The sequence below is a fragment of the Prevotella sp. TCVGH genome, from assembly GCF_023522295.1.
GTDB lineage: Bacteria > Bacteroidota > Bacteroidia > Bacteroidales > Bacteroidaceae > Prevotella > Prevotella timonensis.
The window spans coordinates 1-20372 of the sequence record NZ_QFFX01000036.1 but is presented as its reverse complement, the minus strand read 5'-3'; the positions used below and the strand labels follow the sequence as shown (position 1 = coordinate 20372).

The following is a 20372-nucleotide window of genomic DNA, read 5'->3' as shown; positions in this document are numbered from 1 at the left end:
CACATTTTCTACGCCATTTTTCAATCCCTTTGTACATGATATTTACAAGTCATTTTCGCCATTCCTCACTAAATTCATTCTGAAGCCATGTGCTAAGTTCGATTTGTCGATATGTTTTATTGTTAATCAAAAAAGCAAAATAACAAACAAGCAATAAAACAAAGTATATGCTTTTCAACCTAATATAAACTTTGCCAATCAAAAAAGCAAAACAACAAATAAGCATAAAAACAAAATATATACTTTCCAAACAAGCATAAAGTTTGCCAAACAAAAAGGCAAAATATATGTTATCCAAATAATTATAAACGTTGTCAAACAAAAAGGCAAAATATATGTTATCCAAATAATTATAAAAGTTGTCAAACAAAGAGACAAAATATATGTTATCCGAATAGTTATAAACGTTGTCAAACAAAAAGACAAAACTACAAAAAACATAAAAACAAAAAGGGTGAAGGACATTGGTAGTACCGCTATTCAAGTTGGCGAACTGGAGGGAAAAGTGGTGGTCGGCTTTCCATGGTCTTATGCGTCTTATCTGACTCCGTTGAAAATGTTGTAATCTATCTGTTATAATATCGGGATAAAAATTAAATGAGCTTGATTTCCACGGGGGCGTTTATGAACAATATCCATGGTCATTAGTCCACTTCGTAACCTTTTGAGAAGACAGGAGACTCGGCCTCTGTACGTCATCGACCTTATTTTTTTCCCTTTTGTTAAAAGTTTCTCGCGCGCGTATAAAGCTTTATTTATTATATTTATTTATAAGCTTTATTTAAGAGCGTTGTAAGTTATTGAAAATCAGAGTAATTATCTGTTATTAAGTAACCTTTTGAGAAGAGTCCTCCTTCTTTTCCTTGATTATTTAAGGCAACAATCTGACTTTTTGAATTTTTGTCGCATTTCCTTTGCTCTGTCTTGTTATTTACCTACATTTGAATTGTCGTTTCGATGCACTTTAATACAATTACCGAAACAGCTGACAGTTGTCTTCCCGGTACCCTTTAATCAAATTTTCGCTACGACATCAGGGATTATCAATTCTGAAAATTTAATTAAAGGGTTTAACAATGACAAAAAGACGAATCACCCTTATTGAAAATGGCGACGTGGGCAAATGCTCATTCAGTTTCAACAACCTTATTCTCCGTTCTCCTCTTCGCTATACGATGATGGAACGCCGTTTCCTCTATAAGCTGTCGGAGGCTATCAAGATGCGATATGAGGAAATGGAATTGACAATGCGTGATAACTGGCAGAATCTTGTATTCAACATGACTGATCGGGATTTAGCTTCAGTCGGTGGAAACACCAATGTTATGAGAACTTACAAGACGGTGCGGACGCTTGCACAGAAAGCCATCGTCCAGTTTCATGAGAATGAAGACAAACAGCTGGTGGTGGATTACTTTCACTGGATAGATGCTTTCAGATGGAACACCTCGACAAATGATTATACGGTACGTGTCTCTCCAGAGCTGTATGAGTACGTCATCAATCTTACCAAGTCGTTTACTATCCTCAATCTGCATACGGCAATCTTGCTGGAATCGAAATACTCGCAAAAATTCTATGAGATATGTTGCCTCTATTCGGGCGATTTCCGCTATATCGATCCTGCAATGCCCAACGAGACTTACAAGAAGAGAGTCTTGAAAATGTCGGTCGAAACCTTCCGCTTTACCTTCGGACTATCAGAACTCCATGATCCTAAGACCGGAGAGCTACTGGAAAAAGAGAAATACCAGCGTTTCAAAACGATGGTAGAGAAAGTTATCCTGCCAGCACAACGAGAATTGTATGAGCTTTATCAAAACAATCAATGTGATGTGTGGTTCGATTTTGAAGTGGCAGACCGTTATGGGCGTGGCAGAAACGGCTCACCCAGGAACCTGCGCTTTTACGTGTATTCAAGAGAGTTTCCAAAGTCTAAAGATGCTGATAAGGATCGACCATGGCAGGAAGGCGATACTCCGCTATTTCCATTCGAAAAGAAAGATGACAAAAAGGCTCCAAAGGAAAAAACTTATAAGCAAACTGACTGGCTTAGCCTCGATGGAGATTTCCAAAGAGACACGGTACACCAACTGCTGAATATTTATTTGGATGCCGATGCAGCAGATTACTATATGGCCAAGATTGACGAGGAACAACGGCAAAACAACGATACCTATTCACAGGTGATACAGGTAATCTACGAAAAGCAGAAACAGCCAAAATTTCAACAGGGTTCTAAGAAATACCGACAGAAATGCTTAATAGATTTTGTTTTTCCTATAAATTTAAAAGTATATGGCTGGCATATAGATCCAATAAATATTAAACCAAATAATTATGCAAAATGAAACATTTTAATTTATTAAATTCAATGGCTTTTGTGTTTATAGCCATGTTATCATTGGGCTTCACGTCTTGTACGGAAGAAGAGTTGGAGGATAGAAGCAAGATGCCGAGCGATGCCATTAAGTTCTCTGTATCCGAAGCGAAAACAGGAACTCGCATTTCGTTGGACTCAAAAAATTTTCGCCAACACTTGAAATCCTTCTATGTTTCGGCATTTCCTGCTAAAACCTATCAAGGTATGATTCCTGACAACGACTTTTACATGAAAGATGTTGAAATTGTAAATGACGGTAATGGACACTTTTCATATCGTAAAGATGAAAAAACTTATCCATGGCCTACCTATCCTCTTAATTTCGTTGCGGTCAATGATAAAGATAATGGGGGACAAACTCCTTTCAGATTTGACGGAGACAAGCTGGAAGTAGGATGGTACAAGGGAGGAAGTGTAGACTATGTTTGCGCTTATACTACTAACCAAGATAAAAGCAAAAACAATGGAACCGTTAATTTGCAGTTTCATCACCTAATGTCGCAAATCAGGTTTTATGTTGCAAACGAATCTTCTACAGTTGATTGTTATATTAGACGTATGGGGTTGAAAGGAGTTCACGACGATGCTACATTTTATATAGACAATCAGGGAAATATTACTGCTGGCTATGGAAATGATGATGTAGGGATTGGCGACTACTCTTTTGATGTTCTCAACTACCAGGATGATCAAAATCCTGTTTTTATGAATCCAGACCATGATATTTTTATTTCACCTATGAATCAGCGACCATGGGATCCTAAGTCGGGACATACCATTGAGTCCATAGAAAAAGGTATTTCTGAATCTGACCCTTCTGAAGTTTACGCATATGTTTGGCTGGAGTGCAAGATAAAACAACAAGGCAAATACGTTGTTGGAAGTGAATCGTCGTATGGAAAAACCTACTTTCCTTTCAAGGCTCATCTAAAATCTGGGAAAAGATACAAATACACGATTACTCTAACGGATGACTTTATTGGTTACCCAGACCAAAAACCTAAATTACAAGAACCTAAACTGGGTTGGGTAATATCCGATGCAGGTAATATTTACCGCTATAGTGAGGATGCTGTTGAAGCTGGCGAACATCCCGTTGCCATGATTGCATATATAAACGAGAATGGTGATGGTCCTGCACCTTACAGTAAGCATGGACTGGCCATATCATTACGAGACTTACGTGGAAAGAGTGGTAATCCATTTTTTACCATACTTGATTTGGAAAATATAAGTCCATGGCTTTCACAAAATAAGCGTTTAGGTGAAGCACCTTCATGGACTCAATGGTATGTACCACGGTTCAAAGACTTTGATTTGATATTTGATGCTTGTGGTGGTACAAAATACAATAATCAACCACATTACAGAAACCAGTCATGGGATTATGGTAATCTTGATAAATTATTAGCATCGACCGAACTGTATTCAGGAACAACTCCTGATGGAGGAGAGGAACACTATGTTTATGATCCTTTTTATATAGGGAATGGGTACGGTGACGACCAATTTGGTCGTTATTGGCTAAATCCTTCTGAAAATTTAAGTACAGCGAAGGTTTGGCTTTACAATGCTATTGAGAAACAATACTGGCAATGGCCACGTACAGCAAAAGGTGAAAATTTGGTACGACCTGTTTTTAAATTCTGATGTTTAACAAGCAAAATGATAGGAATAAAAAAAAAGACACATAAGATGAAAAAGAAATATATATCACCCAAAATTACGATTTTTGAAATTGGTGAACCCATATTGGCAGCTACTTCTCCAGGTAAGGATCCAAAAATAAACATAGATGTTGATGACTGGGAAGATGAAGAAATCGGACCAAATAGTGCTAAGAAATTTGATTTTCCTATGGATGAATAGAAGTTAGGTAACCATACTATAAATATAGGGGCATAGTATCAACAATCTATGTCCCTATATTTTTTCTACAAAATATTAACTAATTATCAACTACAACATTAAAATGGATATTGTCGTCATTTTCATTGTGGAGTCCGTCTCCTTCATGTCTTTTATCAGCAAAAGATTTGTCGCTGTAGAAAATTAACCATGCTTTTGGTTCTTTTAAATTGATTGTATAAGTTACTTCACGTACCAATTTATCTTTGATAAAAGCTTTAATATTTACATTTATCTCGCCGCTTTCCTCTTTTCTGTAGTTTGGCTTTGTAACAGTTTGGCTAAAATCTTCATAGTACCCAAAGCAGGCAATATCTGCATACGTATAGTATGTTCTACTAATCAATTTTTGTTTTTGATCCAATACTGTAGAAGGCGAATAGATTTTATTCAATGTAGGCAGTTCATTACCTTGCATTGCCCAATTTAATCCAGTATGAAAGTCTTCTATGTTATCAACAAAAACACTATAACGAGATAGTTTTTGCTCATCAATGGCATAAACATAACTTTTAGAACTAAACATGGTTGTGTCGCCTGTGTAAGTTACAATCAGTTTGGCTGTCACTGGCTTAGTTGTTCCTTTCGTGTCATTCAAGTCTTCTTTCTCGCAAGCTGTTAAGCAGAATACAGCTACACAAAGAATAAATAAGTGAAATAAATTTAGTCTTTTCATATGACAGTTTTTTTGTGTGAAACAATTTTGTTTAATATTTTATCAATTTTGTGTGTAAAGATATATATAACAATTTAAAAAATATTGTTTTTATCAGAAAATTACTATTATGTTTTTATGTAAACGAAACTTTCATACGCTGCTTTGAAAGCAATATCAATTCGTTGTTTTGTCTGTTGCCACTTTCGTCTAAGGTATCAATAACAACCTTTCCTTGTTGTAACAAGGTTTTGATTTCACCTATGGTCATCTGATGACCATTATACATACGCTGAACTCTGAACGTAATAGATTTTTCTCGTTGGAAAGGCTCACAAACAAAAGATTTGGTACCCACCACAATACGTCCTTGTTTAAGAAGGGCTATTGTATTGTCAAGAACAATCGTATAGTTTTGTATAACCGGAATGGAAGAGAATATCTTTCCAGTATTAGTAGAAAAACCGTCTATTATTATTTCTTCTCCCATTAGTACTTTTTCTATTTCTTCTTTATTAAAATGTCGATTACAAATATAATTTTTTACATGAAAATTACAATGTTCACATTGATAGCCATGACTATTACGATAGATGCGACTACCACAATAAGGACAATGAGCTGATAAATATTCTTTATTCATAGTTGTTCAAATAGTTTAATAATGATTGACCACTCTTTGAGTAAAATAGCCACAAAAATGCAGAAACAATAAACAGCAGAAAGAAAGCGCATTTCATCAAGTCGGATAACTGATTCGCTACAATTAAGTTTATACTGTTTACAACGAAACAAGTTGATAACATAAAATCTTTCATTGGAAGTTATTTTATAGAGGGATGGTTAGTCCCTCCGTTTCCTTGTTAGTCTGTTACCTCGTAGAAGTATTGCAACTCCTTACCGTGCAGATTCTCCTGCGCCCACTCATCAGCTTTGCGCCAAAGCTTGTCGTACACCCTTGCGATGGTGTCGTTCTTCTCATACCACTGCCAAATCTTGTGGTTGAGCACCATCACAAGCTCGGTGAGGTAGATGTGGTCGGTGTGCCACTCCTTGAAAGCATGATTGTAAGTATCAACGATAGCCTCGATACCAAACTTGTCTGCAATCGAAAAGTCCATCCAAAAGGTGGTCTTCGGTTCATAGCCAATCATCGACATCGCTGTATCGACACTGGCAGGAATTTGAATTGTTACCATGTTTTAAGTTTTAATGATGTGATACTTTTCCCTTTAGTTTCCCACTGCTTGTCAGTGGGAGCTGACCGGGATTGAATTTTTATGTGCATGGTAACAGTGGGGACGCAATGGATGCGCAAGGAATTTTCAGGGAATTTTGGATGGATACCCAATTTTGATAGAAATTGTGGAGGGTCTGTCCAAAATTCCCTGAAAATAGCTTCTGCGGTACTTTCGCAGGAATGGAGGCCACACTACCTTTGCACAATAAAATCAATACTGGCAGCTACCTGGTAAGAAGTAGGCAACGCTTACTGAATAAATAACTCCGCAGGAGTAATAGAGGGGTTGGGATAAGAACAAAACTTACGATAGTGTGTTTTGCAGGGCTATCATGAAGTCTGTGCCACTGGCTCAGACGAAATGGAGAAAAGAATTAGGGTAACAGTAAAGAGTGCCTATGAAGGCTCAATAAAGAATACTGACCTTACCGCTCTCCCGAAGTCCCACGAAAGACTCTGTTGGCGATCCTGAAAGGTCAGAAACAGTGTCTTTCATGGGATTAAAACAGCAGAAACTGTTTTAAGGGTTTTTGCGTAGCCAGTGTTCCATTAAGCAGTCTGCCTCTTCGCCGCTGTCGCAGTGGATCGAAGAGGAACAGGACAAAGGCGAAGATGGCTGCTGCGTGATGGAACTCTGGCGGAGCCGGCATGAGGAACAAACCAAAAGGGAAAGAAGTAGTAAAAAAACTTGCGTTAGCGTGTTTTTGCAATGGGTGAAAGAAACGATAGCCTCAGTTGTAACTTACAATTTCAGATCACTGTGTGAGTGATAAGGGTTAAGGAAGGAGAGTGCTGCGAACTGTGAGAGCAGCACACGACAAATGATGAATGTGGATAGTCGGCTATCAGCTTTGGGTATAAGCTTGCAATGACATGCCTACACAGCATCTGTTTTTCAAATCGATACCCGCCGAGTAGGCGGGTATCGATGTTTCTTTAATCTTCAATCCAAAACTCTATGACGTTTTTTCTGTCTACAACGTCAGTGTCTTCAATCTCACCATCTTCATCATAGTTTACTTCTAATACATCAACAAAAGTGACATATTTATTGCGTTCTTCATCTGTCGGGCAAAATTCAAGGTCGCTCACTTTTGTCAAAGTACATGCTTTTTCTTCTTGCTCTGCAAAGGTGAGGGCATCTTCTAATTTTTCAAAATCTTTTTCATAAACCCAATGACTCGGTTTTGTCTTGATGCTTTCAAGTGGATGACTGAAACAAACTGTGTCGCAATACTTAACAATATAATTTTTCATATTAAAAAAAAATTTGGAAGGTGGTTAATCCCTCCGTTACCTAATTTAGTCTAATCTGTATGTAATAATTCCATAAGTCATTTTCTTCTGATGCACTGTATCTATAACGTTAACTACCATGTGTACTGTTCGCCAAATAGATGTTTCTCCTTCTCTTATTGGGAAACTGTCCCAAGGATGTAGCTGATATAATTCCGACTTATATCCCAAAAATTTTATTTTTTCATTCACTATCTGCTGTAAGGCATCAAGAGCTTTGTCTTTTGTAGAATGAAAAACGTCATTTGTCCATTCTATATTGCCGTTATGCACCATCACTACTCTATAAATACTCTTCATGTTAAAATATTTTTTTGTGGAGGGATGGTTAGTCCCTCCGTTTCCTTTAGCAATCAACAATCTCAAACTCATGGACGTAGATGAAATCATCATCGTCCTCATGGTCTTCATTCCATCTCTCCAGGTTGGCTTTGCTTACTTTTTCCATGCCGATTAGATTTGCGGCATATGCCATAGCCTGTTTTCTGGTCTCAAAATACTCGCTTTGGTAGTCGCCGTTAATGCAAGCGTCAACATAGAACCGCTGGGTGAAATACCTGCCTTCGACATCGTTAGTTGCATACACTTCGCACCCTGGTTCCTCCACGATAAAGTAGATGGTCAGTTTTGGCATGAGCGTGCGCAGTACATGTCGGAAGTCGGTTGCTCCCCAGGCCTCTTCCGCCTCAATGCGGATGGTGTCGCCATCCATTTCATACTCTTGGATGAAACCTCGGAGATAGTTCTTTGATAACTGCTCTTCCGTCGCACCCAAAGCTTCGACGACGTTCCCCTCCCAATCCTTGGAAGTCGTTACGCTGGTTGCCTTCCGCTTTGCTGTCATAAAGCCGTCAATCACGTTGAAAACTCTTTTTAGATCGCTCTTGCTACCCTCAATACGATAGCTTGTTGTTGCCCAGTTTGCCATAATCTCGATGTTTATGATGATACGTTTCCCTTTCGTTCTGCTGTTTTGCAGCATCGCTGTCGGGATTTCAAATTTTACTTGCGTGAGGTAAGCAAGCCCGTAAGGCAGATAAGCGAAATAATTTTGGTAGATTATCATGGAAAACCCAAATCTATGATTTGTGGAAGGCTGCCATAAGAATATTCCAAAATAGCGCAGCGGTATTTCGGCGTTCTGACAGGACTTGCTACCTTTGCTAAGTAAAATTAAATCCAGGCAGTGATTGCAGGAGTGTAAACGACCCACATAGGGTTATGGAAATAACGATTTAAGGGAAAGAAACTAAGACAGCCTGGCAAGGCAACCAAATAAGATGCTGACACTACCGCTCTCCCAAAATCCCTTGAAAGACTCTGTTGGCGATCCTGAAAGGTCAGAAACTGTGTCTTTCATGGGATTAAAACAGCAGAAACTGTTTTAAGGGTTTTTGCGTAGCCAGTGTTCCATTAAGCAGTCTGCCATCTTCGCCGCTGTCGCAGTGGAGCGAAAGAGGAACAGGACAAAGACGAAGATGGCTGCAGCGTGATGGAACTCTGGCGGAGCAGGCGTGAGGAACAAGCCGAAAGGGAAAGAAGTAGTAACAAAAACTTGCATTAGCGTGTTTTTGCAATGGGTGAAAGAAGTGGCTACCTCGGTAGTGACTTGCAATTTTAGGGCATAGTCTTGACAATAGGGCTTGGGGGGGATGGAGGGTGCTGCGAGCTGTGTGAGCAGCACACGGCGAATGGTAGAATGTGGCACCATGCTTGCACCATCATTCCACCACAATAGCGTTTTATGGACGAAAGGTTTTTAAGTTCACCATCATAGACTGATATACTACTTTGGTATATCCTTCCTGCTTCAACAGGGCTATCTCTCTTCTTGAATAAGCCATTGCCTGGCTCTTATTCATTCCAAACTTGCTTTTCATAGGTCGGTTAGGTCGCATGGTCTGTACTTCGTATTGCTCTTGATAGATGGGTACGAAAGTCTTTCTCTTGATGATTTCAACTCTTGGATAACGTAACATAATGGAAGTATTTGCGCCCCGATGGTTAGTCGGGGCATTACCTTTGATTAGAGTGATGCAAGCCTTTCTGCAGCTTTGCAGATAAGGTCTTTCAACTGCCCCTTATTAAGTTCGGGTAGCAAGTCTATGACCATAAAGTTCTCTGTGTCCTCAATCGCCACACCTCGCTTGGCAAGAATAGACTTGATGTCCAAAGTGCTGCAGTCGTTGTATGACTTACTGCAGCTTGTTGTCATCGGTGTCTCGTCAAAAAAGGATATGCTATTGCCTTCCAAATCTTCTGGTTCACCGATACCGATAAAAGCGTCAATGCGAAATTTGCGATCTTCGCCCTTGTCGGTATCGAAATAGACAAAATATCTTCCCGAAACATCTATGCCGTCAGACAGAATGCCATGTGCATATCTGATAGTTCCATCTGCCTTACGATAGGCGAAGGCAGTCTTGCCCTCTTTCTTCATCTTTTCCTTGAGCTTTACAATAAGCGCAAGACAGATGTCGTGATGCTCGTCCATGGTCTCTTGCCGAAGTTCACCCACCTCCACAAGGTTCTCTATGATAAATGACCTCCATCCCTTGCAGTCCACATCATAGTAAGCAAGGGTATAATTGCACTGATGATGCTTTGATTTCCCCTTTATGGTATGTCCGATGCCATACAAGGTTCCACACGCATGGCGTTCCGTGCCGTCCTTTTTCTTGTAAACGAAAGAAACGATGCCTTTACGAAGTTTGGCTACCAATGTGTCAAATAGATTTTCCATTTTATCTTATTTTTATAAACACTCGCCAAATAGGTGCTACTTGGTGAGTGTCTGATGTTCTGTTTAGTTCAAGAGTTCTTCTATATCCTCGGTGCATTGTACCTCCGAATGATTGAAATAGAAGTGTGTGTCAAGTGTGCCGTTCACATAACAATCAAACATTTCACGCTCACAACCTCTATAGTCTACATATTCTTCTATCACCTTTAGCCAAAGTGTTTCCATTAAGAAGTTGCGCACGTTGGAAAGTTCGTACCCTGCGGTGTCGATAGCCTCGTTCAAATCCTCGTCCGTCCAATCATAGCCAAAGTTGGAGCGAAAGTTATCAAGTTGATAGTCGTTCTTGAAAAACCCTAATGACGTTAAAACCATTTCTCTGTTTGAAATATCCATAATCATGATGCTTTAAGTGATACATTTCCCTTTAGTTCTTTGCTGTTTTGCAGTAGGAGACTGTCGGGATTTCTAATTTTACGTGCCAGAGGGAGCAAGGTCAACTGGTAGATAAACAAAGTAATTTGGGAAGAATTTCATGGAAACCCCAAATCTTTGATTTGAGGAAGGCTGCTATGAAATTCTTCTCAAATAGTATGGCGATACTTTGCGTTCTGCCGACCTTGCTAACTTTGCAAAGGAAAATGAAAAACCAGACGGTCTTCTATAGAATAGCAGAAAACTAATCATGATTAGATTTTTGAAATAAAATCATTCAAAATATCGTATATAGTAACTATTTTGTAATTTTAGAGTAATTATCAACCAGTAAAGTATGACAAAAGTAATCCATGTTCACCTGATTCAGAGACATAAAAGCTATTATTTCGGATCGATCCCTGCCATTTACAGTACACTGACGGCTGACGAGATTGGCATTAGGCAATCTTCGTTGGAACGTGTGGGGCTTAGTAAAGGTGGTGTAGTGCTCAATAAGAAGGCTATCATAAGTGCTGGAGAACTGATACGTTCAAAAATTAAACAACATAAGGGAAAGTAAGAAAATAGAGATGCGAAACGGCATTCAGAGAACACGAATGAAACGATTGATAACAAAGGTTCAAATCCTCCTTTTTGAGAAAATGCGTAAAACGCTGATATTTAGCAAGAAAAAATATACTGAATTATCTTTACACAAATTAAAAATCATTTCATGTTAAAAAGTGTTCGGAGTAAAAGTGGGTCAAAAAGTGGGTCAAAAAGTGGGTCAAAAAGTGGGTCAAAAAGTGGGTCAAAAAATAAACAAGGGGAAACAAAAAATCCCTAAGTTGTTGTAACTTAGGGATTTGCGCTTAATGCGATTGCGGAGAGAGAGGCTCTTTCTCTCGAACTATCATAAACTATCAAATCGCATCAATCTATTGTAATATAGCGGTTTACGCAAAGTATTAATAAAATGAGATTTCACGGAAAATCTTTGGTAATATCATTTTTAGGGTGTAACTTTGGGTGCATCAAACAATACACCCGAAGGTATGAATATCAAACGGAACATCATCTTCACGTTGGAGAGCAGGAAGAAGGACGGAGTTCTTATCACAGAGAACGTGCCTATTCGTATGCGCGTTAATTTTGCATCCAAGCGGATTGAGTTCACCACTGGCTATCGCATTGATGCTGCCAAATGGGATGCAGATAAGCAGCGTGTGAAGAATGGTTGTAGCAACAAGTTAAAACAATCGGCTTCTGAAATCAATGCTTCGCTCTTGAAGTATTACACGGAAATACAGTCAATCTTTAAGAGGTTTGAGGTGGAGGATATAATGCCAACGCCCGAACAGATTAAGGAGGCTTTCAATGTTTTGCACAAACCTGCGAGCAAAGAGCCTAAGCTCCAAAAAGAAGCATTGCCTTGCGATTTCTTTCAGGCGTTTGACAATTTTGTCGAGGATTGTGGACGTCAGAACAATTGGACGGACTCCACTTTTGAGAAATTTGCAGCCGTGAAAAATCATTTGACCAACTTTCGTGAAGGACTTACCTTTGAGTTCTTTGATGAGCGAGGCTTGAATGACTATGTGGGTTATCTCCGTGACGTAAAGGAAATGCGCAATTCGACCATTGGTAAGCAACTGAGTTTCTTGAAGTGGTTTTTGCGCTGGGCTTTCAAGAAAGGTGTGCATCAAAACAACGCCTACGATAGTTATAAGCCTAAACTCAAGAGTACCCAAAAGAAAATCATCTTTCTCACTTGGGACGAACTCAACCGTCTCCGAGAGTTCAAAATCCCTTCCAACAAGCAGGCGCTCGAACGTGTGCGTGATGTTTTCCTCTTCCAATGCTTCACTGGTTTGCGCTATTCGGATGTATTCAACCTCCGCAGAAGTGATATTAAAGACGACCATATTGAGGTTACAACAGTCAAGACTTCCGATAGCCTGATTATCGAGCTGAACAATCATAGCAAAGCGATTCTTGACAAATACAAGGATGTGGCGTTCGAAAATGATAAGGTCTTGCCTGTCATTACCAATCAGAAAATGAATGACTATCTCAAGGAATTAGCAGAAATGGCAGGGATTGACGAGCCTGTGCGCCAAACGTATTACAAAGGTAGTGAGCGTATTGACGAAGTTACACCTAAATATGCTTTGCTTGGCACGCACGCTGGTCGCAGAACGTTCATCTGTAACGCCCTCGCTTTGGGCATTCCTCCGCAGGTGGTGATGAAGTGGACGGGACATAGCGACTACAAGGCAATGAAACCCTACATTGATATTGCAGACGACATCAAGGCGAATGCCATGAGTAAATTCAATCAATTATAAATCCAAGACAAAATGAGACAAGAAATAAATAAAACTGAGAACCAAGAGTTATCTCTCGTTGTACGAGCCATTGGTACTGATCTTGAGCATACACAAGTGCGCATGATTACTTCGGCTAATGCTGATATGCTCTTCCATTATTGGAAGGTGGGGCATTTTATTCTCTACCTCCAAAAGAAAGAAGGCTGGGGAAGCAAAGTTATCGACAATCTATCCAAGGCTATACGCTCACAATATCCCGACAAGAAGGGGTATTCCACCCGCAACCTTATCTATATGTGCCAGTTCGCAAAGGCTTATTCTGTGGAGGTTCTAACAGAAATGGGTAAGGTTGAAGAATGGTTTAATAGTCCTTCGGTTGATAATATATTACAACTAACGAGCAAACTAAATCAATTTACGCAAGAGCCTCTTGCGCAAATACAAACTACAGATATTCAAGGAAATATAATTACGCAACAGTCTGTTGCGGAATTAGGAGAAATTTCTGAAATGCTGTCGTCTATCTATCAGAGCGACATTAGTAAGATAGAGGATATCTTCAAGCAATCTGCCATTGTTCGCACCAACTGGGCAAGCCATGTAATTCTGCTTAACAGCAAGTTGCCTTTAGGTGAACGCTTTTGGTATATTACACAGGCAGTTGCCAATGGTTGGAGCAGTAATGTTCTGCAAATGCAGATTGAAACTAATCTTTTTGCTCGGCAGATTACCGCAAAGAAAGTGAGCAACTTCTCGGTACGATTGCCCAAACCACAAAGCGACCTTGCCAACTATCTAATGAAAGACCCTTATATCTTTGATATGATGGGGCAAACAGATAAAATGGCAGAACGAGACGTTGAACGGCAATTGGTTTCGCATATCACAAAGTACTTACTCGAAATGGGCAGCGGTTTTGCGTTTGTTGCGCAGCAGAAGCATTTTGAAGTAGGCGATTCTGATTTCTATGCCGACCTCATTCTCTACAACATCCAACTACATGCATATGTTGTTGTCGAACTCAAAGCCACACCTTTCAAGCCCGAATATATGGGACAACTGAACTTTTATATTAATGTAGTAGATGACACCCTACGTGGAGAGCACGACAATAAGACCATCGGCTTGCTCCTCTGCAATGGAGGAGATAAGGTGGTGGCGCAATATGCCCTCTCGGGTTACGACCAGCCTATAGGTGTGAGCGATTACCAACTCTCAAAGGCTATTCCTGAGAATTTTAAATCTGCTCTGCCTACGGTGGAGGAAGTTGAGGAAGAATTGTCGAAGATGCTCGATAAAGATAAATAAATAGTATATTACACAAATCTATAGAATATTATATAAAGTACGATGAAAGCATTTACCCAAAACGAACAAATAAAATCTTTTCTTTATCTAAATGCTAAGATTAGAGATAAAAAAGAGGCTGAATATGTAATAAATACACTGGAGGAATTTCGTAATGACTGGGAAAATCTACGAAACCCTTGGTTTGAACGAACTTTTCCTCTTGTGTATATTACCTATGGGCAAGCATGTATGGAGTTAAATGATTATGACAAAGCTATTAGTATTTTGAATGAAGGTGCAGATAAATTAGAACATTCTGATTTCAAGTATTTCTTTTGGGAAAAGGTTCGCTTATATGATTTATTGTCGAAAAGCTATATACATAAAGGAAACAAGGACAAAGCTTATACAGCATCATTGAATAGCGTATATAATGAACTCTACGCAATAAACAATACCCATCATAATGATTTTGAATTTTATGGATTTAGAGATTTTAACGAGTATTCTTTAGCAGATATAGCAAATGAAACAATTTCTTTATGCAGTGTTGATTTATTTAATGATCCTGTTGATACGGCATTTTTCCCCTGGATGCACTATAAACAGGAAATGACAAAAAATCAAAATGAGAAGGATTATCTTAAAATACAAGAAGTGGCATATAAAAACATTCGTGCAAGATGTTTAGTAAGAAATATTCCATTGCCGTACAAAGAGGGAATTGATTATCCTATATACCTACCATTCCAAAAGGAGTATGCAAATACAGTAATGTGGGCACACTATGCAAATTATCATAAAGGTTTTTGTGTAAAATATTGTATTCCTTCTTCATTTACAATGACCGAACCTGAAGATGGAAGAATTCTCATGCTAATGCCCATGAGTTATACAGAACGTTTTCCATTAATGGATTGTGGGGAAATCAATGACAGTTTAACATTCAAAGAGGCATTCTTTACAAAACAAAAAACATGGGAATATGAACATGAACATAGACTTTTATATTTTGACAAACAAGGGAGTCCTGATTTTCCAACTCCACAACTTCCGAAAGGATGCATAAAAGCAATATACATAGGTGTTAAATGCTCAGAAGAGAATAAAAATAAGATATTCAAGGCGATTAAAAACAAACCTGATATTGAAGTTTTTCAGATGCAAATAAGTTCGCAAGATATTTATAAATTAAAGGCGGTAAAGATAGAAAATCCTGTTCCACAAAATACAAAATGTAGATTGTTAACATGTTTTGCAAAAATAATTAAGAAGTTGTTTTAGATTAGTAGGATTCCAAGAGGCTATTTAAAACAACTTCTTGGAATGTTTGCTATTTCTTCAAATACTTCTTTAGTTCTCTTTGCTCTTGCTTAATTTTATTCTGTTGCAACAACAATTCAGCTTGTCGTTGCAGGGCTTGCTCGTAATCGACAACCTTTTGTTGCATCTGCTGAATGGCTTGGGAATTGCGATGTGTGCTAAAGATGCTGTCAAGGTCAGTAAAGTCCGAAGCGGTAGCTTTGCCTTGCATTCGCAGATAGCGGTAGCGGAGGTCGTAATCGGAGGCGGTTTGCAGTTGGTTGGCTCCCATGGCGAAGAGCCAGCAACTGACCATAACCAAGCCGCAAACTAACAGGAGCAATATGCGTTCGGCTAATTGAATGCTTGCGAATAACGAGTAGTTCTTATACTCTACGGGCTTTTGTTGCTCTATGATGAGTTGCTGCAAGGATTCAAACTTCGGGTCGAGTTTCTTGCTCGACTGAGATAATGCCTCCAAAACAAAAAGTTGGTACTCCTTGATTTTGACTTGCGTTTCTTTGGAAAGATGAATTTGCACGGTCTCTTGCGTTGTGGTACGCTCTGCATTTGTGTTAGCAGGTTGCTCTGCAAGCGTGGTACGCAGTTCTGTTTGAGCCTTGCTGATGGCTTTGCATTCTTGTTTGAGTTCTTCGAGAATGTCGAGAACGGGGGCTATTTCGTTGTTCATACAGTTTTAATTTTGAGATGATTAAATTCTACTTTAATTTTGAGATGATTAAATTCTACGTTTGCGGTTGGCTCTATTGCGGAGTTTCTTTTGAAAGCGAAGTTCATCAACGTCCACACTTCCGCTGGGCATTGGCATCGTAAAGACTTCGCCAAGTGTATCGGATAAGTCGCTTGCAAATCCGCTCTCATCTATCGAATGTGCCATTGGCTCTTTCAATAGATGTTGCTGCGCCTGCTGAATGTTTCGCTCTATCTCTGCATTAAGGCGCGAGAAAGAACAGGAGCGGTCTATCTTTGAGCCACTGAAACTGCAACCGTCCTTCTCGAAGATGATACCTTGCACAACATCCGTATTGCCTTTCGTCTTGAAACGAGTGGTAATGCCTTGTTTGTCTAAACCTGCGACAAAGCTTTTCCAATTCTTCGATTGGGGCAACACAGCTTTGATGGCATCGAATATCTCATAGCGCAATTTATCTTCTCCTCGCAGTTGTTGGCGGTTTACCGCCTTCTTCCCTTCCCCAAGTGTCAAACCATAACGCTCGGTCAGTTCTCGGCAAATCTTTGTGGAGCGGTATTTCTCATTGCGGTCGCTGATGGTCTTGCCATCATTGCCAATGCGATTGATGCAAATGTGCAAGTGCGGATGCTGGCGGTCGCTGTGTCTTACGATAAGGCTCTGCGTATTCCCGTAGTCCATTTTCTCTAAATACTCATTGGCAATCTTCACCATCACATCATCTGTCAGTCGCTCGGCATCGCTGGCACAGAACGAGAGTATCGTATGGCAAACGGGCTTCTGCACGTTCGGGCGCATAGAGGCTTGCAGAGTGAACTCGTCGGCGCATAGGTTTTGGTCGATAAAACCAATGTTATTACTCGCTAAAACCTTAGCTTTTCCTTTCTCTTTGCTAAGCATATAATTGATAACGCCTCCGAAGTCTGCGCCTTTGATAATCTTTGCTATCATGGTTTCAAGCGTTTGATGATTTCATGGATGAGGACTTTGAGTGCATTCAAGTCTTCATTGAGTGCATAAATGCCAAAAGCATTGAGTCGATGGGCTATCTGATTGAGATTGTTTGCCATACCCGAGACTGTGCGGATGAGTTGCATCTCTTCGGGTTTGATACGTGCCTTGACTTCTGCTTTTGTGATGAGCTGTCGCAAAAACTCGGTACGAGTAATAGAGGCTTCACGTGCTTTTCCCAACAAGGTGTAGTACTCCATTGTATTAAGCCGAAGAAGCACTTGATATTTACGTTTCTCTGATAAAGTCTTGGTGGGTCGTCCACCTTTATTCTTCTGTTCCATTTTTTATTTTTTTTGATGAGACCAACGGGATTTTCATCTCCCAATGGTGGGAGCAAGTAGGTTTTGAGATACTCAAAACACAAACTTGCTTCCCTGATAAACACTATCTTCTGATACCACGTTTCGTGGTCGGTAGCTTTTCTTTCACTTTGGATTGAGCAACGAGCCATTCGTTGAGATCTTTATGCAACCGGTAGCGTGCTGCGCCATCAACGAGTTGCGGAAATATTTGCTTCAAAACGGCAAAAGATTTGCGCCCAGCATCGTCATTATCCAGAAAACTCTCCACTTCTCGATAGCCCATCATCTGTTCTTTGATGCGTGGCAAAAGTGCCAGAGAGTTGAGTACAATAGCATCGCTGGTTGAAGAAGGATTTAGCACTTGCCACGAGAGAAAATCCATGAAGCCCTCAAAGATTTGTAGGCGGTCGGTTCCTCTTTTAATCGTTGTAATAGCCTTCGGGGCGATACATCCTTTGAAATACATATTGCGGATTTCCCATCCCAAAGCATCGTTTGCAAATCCAATAGCATAGTATGTCCGATTCATATTTTGGAATAGAACTTCCGAGCAGTAGGCGCTGGCTATAGGAAGAGGAATGGCACGTGCTGTGAGGTAACGGAGCAAATTAGGATTAGAGAGCGGTTGCGCAGATAGGATTTCCAATTTGCGCTCGGAGATTTTTCTTTCACCACCAAAAGAAAATTCTTGATGCGCTACTTGTTTAGCATCACTCAAAAGCCTGATGGCTTCGCTGATAGTGCAACGATATAAAGCGCATACAAGGTCGATGATGTCGCCATGTTCGCTCGAGCCGAAGTCATACCATTGATTACGCTCTGTATTTACTTTGAATGATGGTGTACTTTCGTTGCGCAGCGGAGAGCAGTACCAAAAGTGAATACCTTGTACTCGTGCAGGTGAATAACCCTGTTGCTGCAAATAATCTGTGATAGAGATTTGCTTGATATTTTGTATTTCCATTGTGATTTTGTTTTGATGTTTGAAAAGAATAATTCTCAGCCTTTTTCTTTTGGAGGCTGGTTGATTTTTTGGTCGGACGGTCGCCTACTATAGGCACCCCTTTGCGACCGACCAAACTTATTTCTATTTGGTCGGGTTGGTTCAGGTATATATAGCCTGCGTCCGACCGACCAAAGGTTTTAGGGTAGATGGTCTTGGCTGAGCCGATATTTTCCTCGTTCTTCCTTAACCACAATACCTTTGTTGAGCAAGAATTGCAAGAGTTCCTTGAGTTTGGTTTGCCCATAAGATTGCCCCACAATCTTAGCATAAGCTTCTTTAAGAGCTACGATTAGTGTACTATATGGCAAAATTTCGCTTGTAGAGAATACTTGTTCTAACGCCTTTCGATGTTCGTTAGTGCTTAACTCTTGGTAGGAGAAACGATGCGACTTCCGTTCATTGTCGGAATACGAGAAATCTAATTGGGGAATGCAAATCTCATCTTCACCCTCCTTAAGTCGAAAGGCAAATTTTTCAAAAGGCTTGGAGCGAATGATAGCAGGAGCAACGATACTGCGCTCGGGCATAGTGTTATCCCTTGTAATTTGGAGGACGGTCTCTGCTTTGTTGTTAAGTTCTGTACCGATATGCCCTCGTGCATTGTCATCGCCCTTGTTGAGGTGCAAGACGGTCTGAATATGGATATTCTGTTCACTCGTCCATTGCATCAGGTCGCCCACTAACTTGGTAGCCTCCGTAGAGTTGTTGATATCGAGCATCAAATCACGAATACCATCGATAACTACCAAGCCCACGTTGGGCGTGTTGTAAATGGCATAACGGATGATTTCTCTGCGTTCATTAGGGTCAGCAATGGCTCTAAGATGACTGAATTTCAAATTCTGCGGTTCCTTGTCTATCGGCAGTTTTGCCAATTTCAAAATACGTTGCATCACAAGTTGACAATGATAAGGGCTTTGTTCCGTGTCAAAGTAAAGTATCGTGCGTTTACTTTCAGGAAATGATGCTTGATATTCCAGCACTTGTCCATTGACAAGGGCTGCTGCAACGATGGCACTCACATTGAAAGTCTTCTTGGCTTTCGCCTTACCTGTCGATACACTGAAGTTCCCCAGTGTGCCAATAATAGCATCACCTACTTGTAGTACAACAGGAGGAAGCGTAAACTCATCGGTTACATGAATGAGCGACTTTTGCCAAATGTTTTCATAATCAGTTGTATTCATTATCGTCCTCCTATCTTTCGCCCTGCCAATTCTAGCGCAAGGTCGGCATCAACGATAATCTTGCGCCCCACCTGCGTAATGGCACGATTGATTTTGCCACTCTGCTTGATACGGTTAGCTGTAGGCAAACTACACCCAAAGAGACGTGCGATGCCAGCCAATCCGTACACATATCGCTTTTCTTCTTTGGAGGAAGAAGCCTTTGTTGATTCCCCGCACGTGAATATATTACTGTGTTGTGCAAGGAAAAGTAATTCTTCACCAGTCATCTGCCATACAGGTTTGCCCAGTAATTCGTTTATCGTCATAATTCAATTGTTTTGAAATGAATAACTTGCCCTTGCGCATAGGGCATTCAGTCAGCTCTGACGATACAAAGGTAGAGGGCTTTTAATGTTCTACCAAGTGAAAGGGATATGGCGGGAAATATAAGAGAAAATAGGGAAATCAGAGACTATCAAAAACACTTAAACCATACTCATAAAGTGAACAATATCGAGCAAAATACCGTTTATCCCAAATCGGTCATTAGAAAAAGCTTCTTGTCATTTTCTAATGACCGCCATTAGAAAAACAGCATTGTATATACT

General features: G+C 40.0%; 23 protein-coding genes. 7 read left to right on the top strand and 16 right to left on the bottom strand.

Annotated elements, in window-relative coordinates; all coding sequences use genetic code 11:
* Nucleotides 1-1076: 1076 nt before the first annotated feature.
* The 3 genes from DEM91_RS07980 to DEM91_RS07970 are packed head-to-tail and all read left to right on the top strand — an operon-like array spanning nt 1077 to nt 4252.
* Nucleotides 1077-2351 carry a replication initiation protein gene (locus DEM91_RS07980; RefSeq protein ID WP_195252697.1) on the top strand — a complete coding sequence of 425 codons (1275 nt, stop codon included), beginning with the start codon at nt 1077-1079 and terminating at the stop codon, nt 2349-2351.
* Nucleotides 2348-4033 (top strand): fimbrillin family protein, encoded by a 1686-nt coding sequence (locus tag DEM91_RS07975; RefSeq protein ID WP_195252698.1) that lies wholly within the window; start codon nt 2348-2350, stop codon nt 4031-4033. Before DEM91_RS07980 ends, DEM91_RS07975 begins: the two co-directional genes overlap by 4 nt.
* A gap of 45 nt (nt 4034-4078) precedes the next feature.
* Nucleotides 4079-4252 (top strand): hypothetical protein, encoded by a 174-nt coding sequence (locus DEM91_RS07970; protein ID WP_229039187.1) that lies wholly within the window; start codon nt 4079-4081, stop codon nt 4250-4252.
* Nucleotides 4253-4331: 79 nt separating this feature from the next.
* On the opposite strand, the gene DEM91_RS07965 is transcribed toward DEM91_RS07970, so the two are convergent.
* The 10 genes from DEM91_RS07965 to DEM91_RS07920 form a co-directional block, all read right to left on the bottom strand.
* Entirely contained in the window at nt 4332-4967 is a 636-nt protein-coding gene (locus DEM91_RS07965) for a hypothetical protein (protein ID WP_195252700.1), read from the bottom strand.
* Between the two features lie 115 nt (nt 4968-5082).
* On the bottom strand, nt 5083-5589 hold the full coding sequence (locus DEM91_RS07960) for a hypothetical protein (protein WP_195252701.1): 507 nt from the start codon (nt 5587-5589) through the stop codon (nt 5083-5085).
* Between the two features lie 220 nt (nt 5590-5809).
* A complete protein-coding gene (locus tag DEM91_RS07955) occupies nt 5810-6145 on the bottom strand; it encodes a hypothetical protein (RefSeq protein WP_195252702.1) in 336 nt (111 codons plus the stop codon).
* Nucleotides 6146-7122: 977 nt separating this feature from the next.
* Nucleotides 7123-7443, bottom strand: a complete 321-nt coding sequence (locus tag DEM91_RS07950) for a hypothetical protein (RefSeq protein ID WP_195252703.1) — start codon at nt 7441-7443, stop codon at nt 7123-7125.
* 45 nt (nt 7444-7488) lie between these two features.
* Complete coding sequence (locus DEM91_RS07945) at nt 7489-7782, bottom strand: hypothetical protein (RefSeq protein ID WP_195252704.1); 294 nt, start codon at nt 7780-7782, stop codon at nt 7489-7491.
* Nucleotides 7783-7828: 46 nt separating this feature from the next.
* Nucleotides 7829-8410, bottom strand: a complete 582-nt coding sequence (locus tag DEM91_RS07940; protein ID WP_249858556.1) for a hypothetical protein — start codon at nt 8408-8410, stop codon at nt 7829-7831.
* A gap of 456 nt (nt 8411-8866) precedes the next feature.
* Nucleotides 8867-9217: a hypothetical protein gene (locus DEM91_RS07935; RefSeq protein WP_195254127.1), complete on the bottom strand. Its 351-nt coding sequence runs from the start codon at nt 9215-9217 to the stop codon at nt 8867-8869.
* A gap of 7 nt (nt 9218-9224) precedes the next feature.
* The gene (locus DEM91_RS07930; RefSeq protein ID WP_195254128.1) at nt 9225-9461 is read right to left on the bottom strand and encodes a hypothetical protein; all 237 of its coding nucleotides are present in this window, start codon (nt 9459-9461) and stop codon (nt 9225-9227) included.
* Nucleotides 9462-9508: 47 nt separating this feature from the next.
* On the bottom strand, nt 9509-10225 hold the full coding sequence (locus tag DEM91_RS07925) for an SH3 beta-barrel fold-containing protein (RefSeq protein WP_195254129.1): 717 nt from the start codon (nt 10223-10225) through the stop codon (nt 9509-9511).
* A 63-nt stretch (nt 10226-10288) separates the two neighbouring features.
* On the bottom strand, nt 10289-10618 hold the full coding sequence (locus DEM91_RS07920; protein ID WP_229039435.1) for a myo-inositol 2-dehydrogenase: 330 nt from the start codon (nt 10616-10618) through the stop codon (nt 10289-10291).
* Nucleotides 10619-10994: 376 nt separating this feature from the next.
* Between DEM91_RS07920 and DEM91_RS07915 the strand changes: the two genes are divergently transcribed.
* The 4 genes from DEM91_RS07915 to DEM91_RS07900 all read left to right on the top strand — a co-directional run bounded on the left by DEM91_RS07915 (nt 10995) and on the right by DEM91_RS07900 (nt 15543).
* Entirely contained in the window at nt 10995-11219 is a 225-nt protein-coding gene (locus DEM91_RS07915) for a hypothetical protein (RefSeq protein ID WP_008123969.1), read from the top strand.
* Nucleotides 11220-11694: 475 nt separating this feature from the next.
* On the top strand, nt 11695-12987 hold the full coding sequence (locus DEM91_RS07910; protein ID WP_249858553.1) for a site-specific integrase: 1293 nt from the start codon (nt 11695-11697) through the stop codon (nt 12985-12987).
* 12 nt (nt 12988-12999) lie between these two features.
* Nucleotides 13000-14277: a YhcG family protein gene (locus tag DEM91_RS07905; RefSeq protein ID WP_249858552.1), complete on the top strand. Its 1278-nt coding sequence runs from the start codon at nt 13000-13002 to the stop codon at nt 14275-14277.
* A 42-nt stretch (nt 14278-14319) separates the two neighbouring features.
* Nucleotides 14320-15543 (top strand): DUF2971 domain-containing protein, encoded by a 1224-nt coding sequence (locus DEM91_RS07900; RefSeq protein ID WP_249858551.1) that lies wholly within the window; start codon nt 14320-14322, stop codon nt 15541-15543.
* A gap of 49 nt (nt 15544-15592) precedes the next feature.
* Here DEM91_RS07900 and DEM91_RS07895 read toward each other — a convergent pair whose 3' ends face one another.
* The 6 genes from DEM91_RS07895 to DEM91_RS07870 form a co-directional block, all read right to left on the bottom strand.
* A complete protein-coding gene (locus tag DEM91_RS07895) occupies nt 15593-16252 on the bottom strand; it encodes a hypothetical protein (RefSeq protein WP_249858550.1) in 660 nt (219 codons plus the stop codon).
* 48 nt (nt 16253-16300) lie between these two features.
* Nucleotides 16301-17224 carry a relaxase/mobilization nuclease domain-containing protein gene (locus tag DEM91_RS07890; protein ID WP_249858549.1) on the bottom strand — a complete coding sequence of 308 codons (924 nt, stop codon included), beginning with the start codon at nt 17222-17224 and terminating at the stop codon, nt 16301-16303.
* Nucleotides 17221-17568 carry a plasmid mobilization protein gene (locus tag DEM91_RS07885; protein WP_249858548.1) on the bottom strand — a complete coding sequence of 116 codons (348 nt, stop codon included), beginning with the start codon at nt 17566-17568 and terminating at the stop codon, nt 17221-17223. The genes DEM91_RS07890 and DEM91_RS07885 overlap by 4 nt, the downstream gene beginning before the upstream one ends.
* A gap of 103 nt (nt 17569-17671) precedes the next feature.
* Nucleotides 17672-18553, bottom strand: a complete 882-nt coding sequence (locus tag DEM91_RS07880) for a CHC2 zinc finger domain-containing protein (RefSeq protein ID WP_249858547.1) — start codon at nt 18551-18553, stop codon at nt 17672-17674.
* A gap of 179 nt (nt 18554-18732) precedes the next feature.
* Nucleotides 18733-19785 carry an AAA family ATPase gene (locus tag DEM91_RS07875; protein WP_249858555.1) on the bottom strand — a complete coding sequence of 351 codons (1053 nt, stop codon included), beginning with the start codon at nt 19783-19785 and terminating at the stop codon, nt 18733-18735.
* Nucleotides 19782-20090: a DUF3853 family protein gene (locus tag DEM91_RS07870; RefSeq protein WP_004348234.1), complete on the bottom strand. Its 309-nt coding sequence runs from the start codon at nt 20088-20090 to the stop codon at nt 19782-19784. Before DEM91_RS07870 ends, DEM91_RS07875 begins: the two co-directional genes overlap by 4 nt.
* Nucleotides 20091-20372 lie beyond the last annotated feature (282 nt).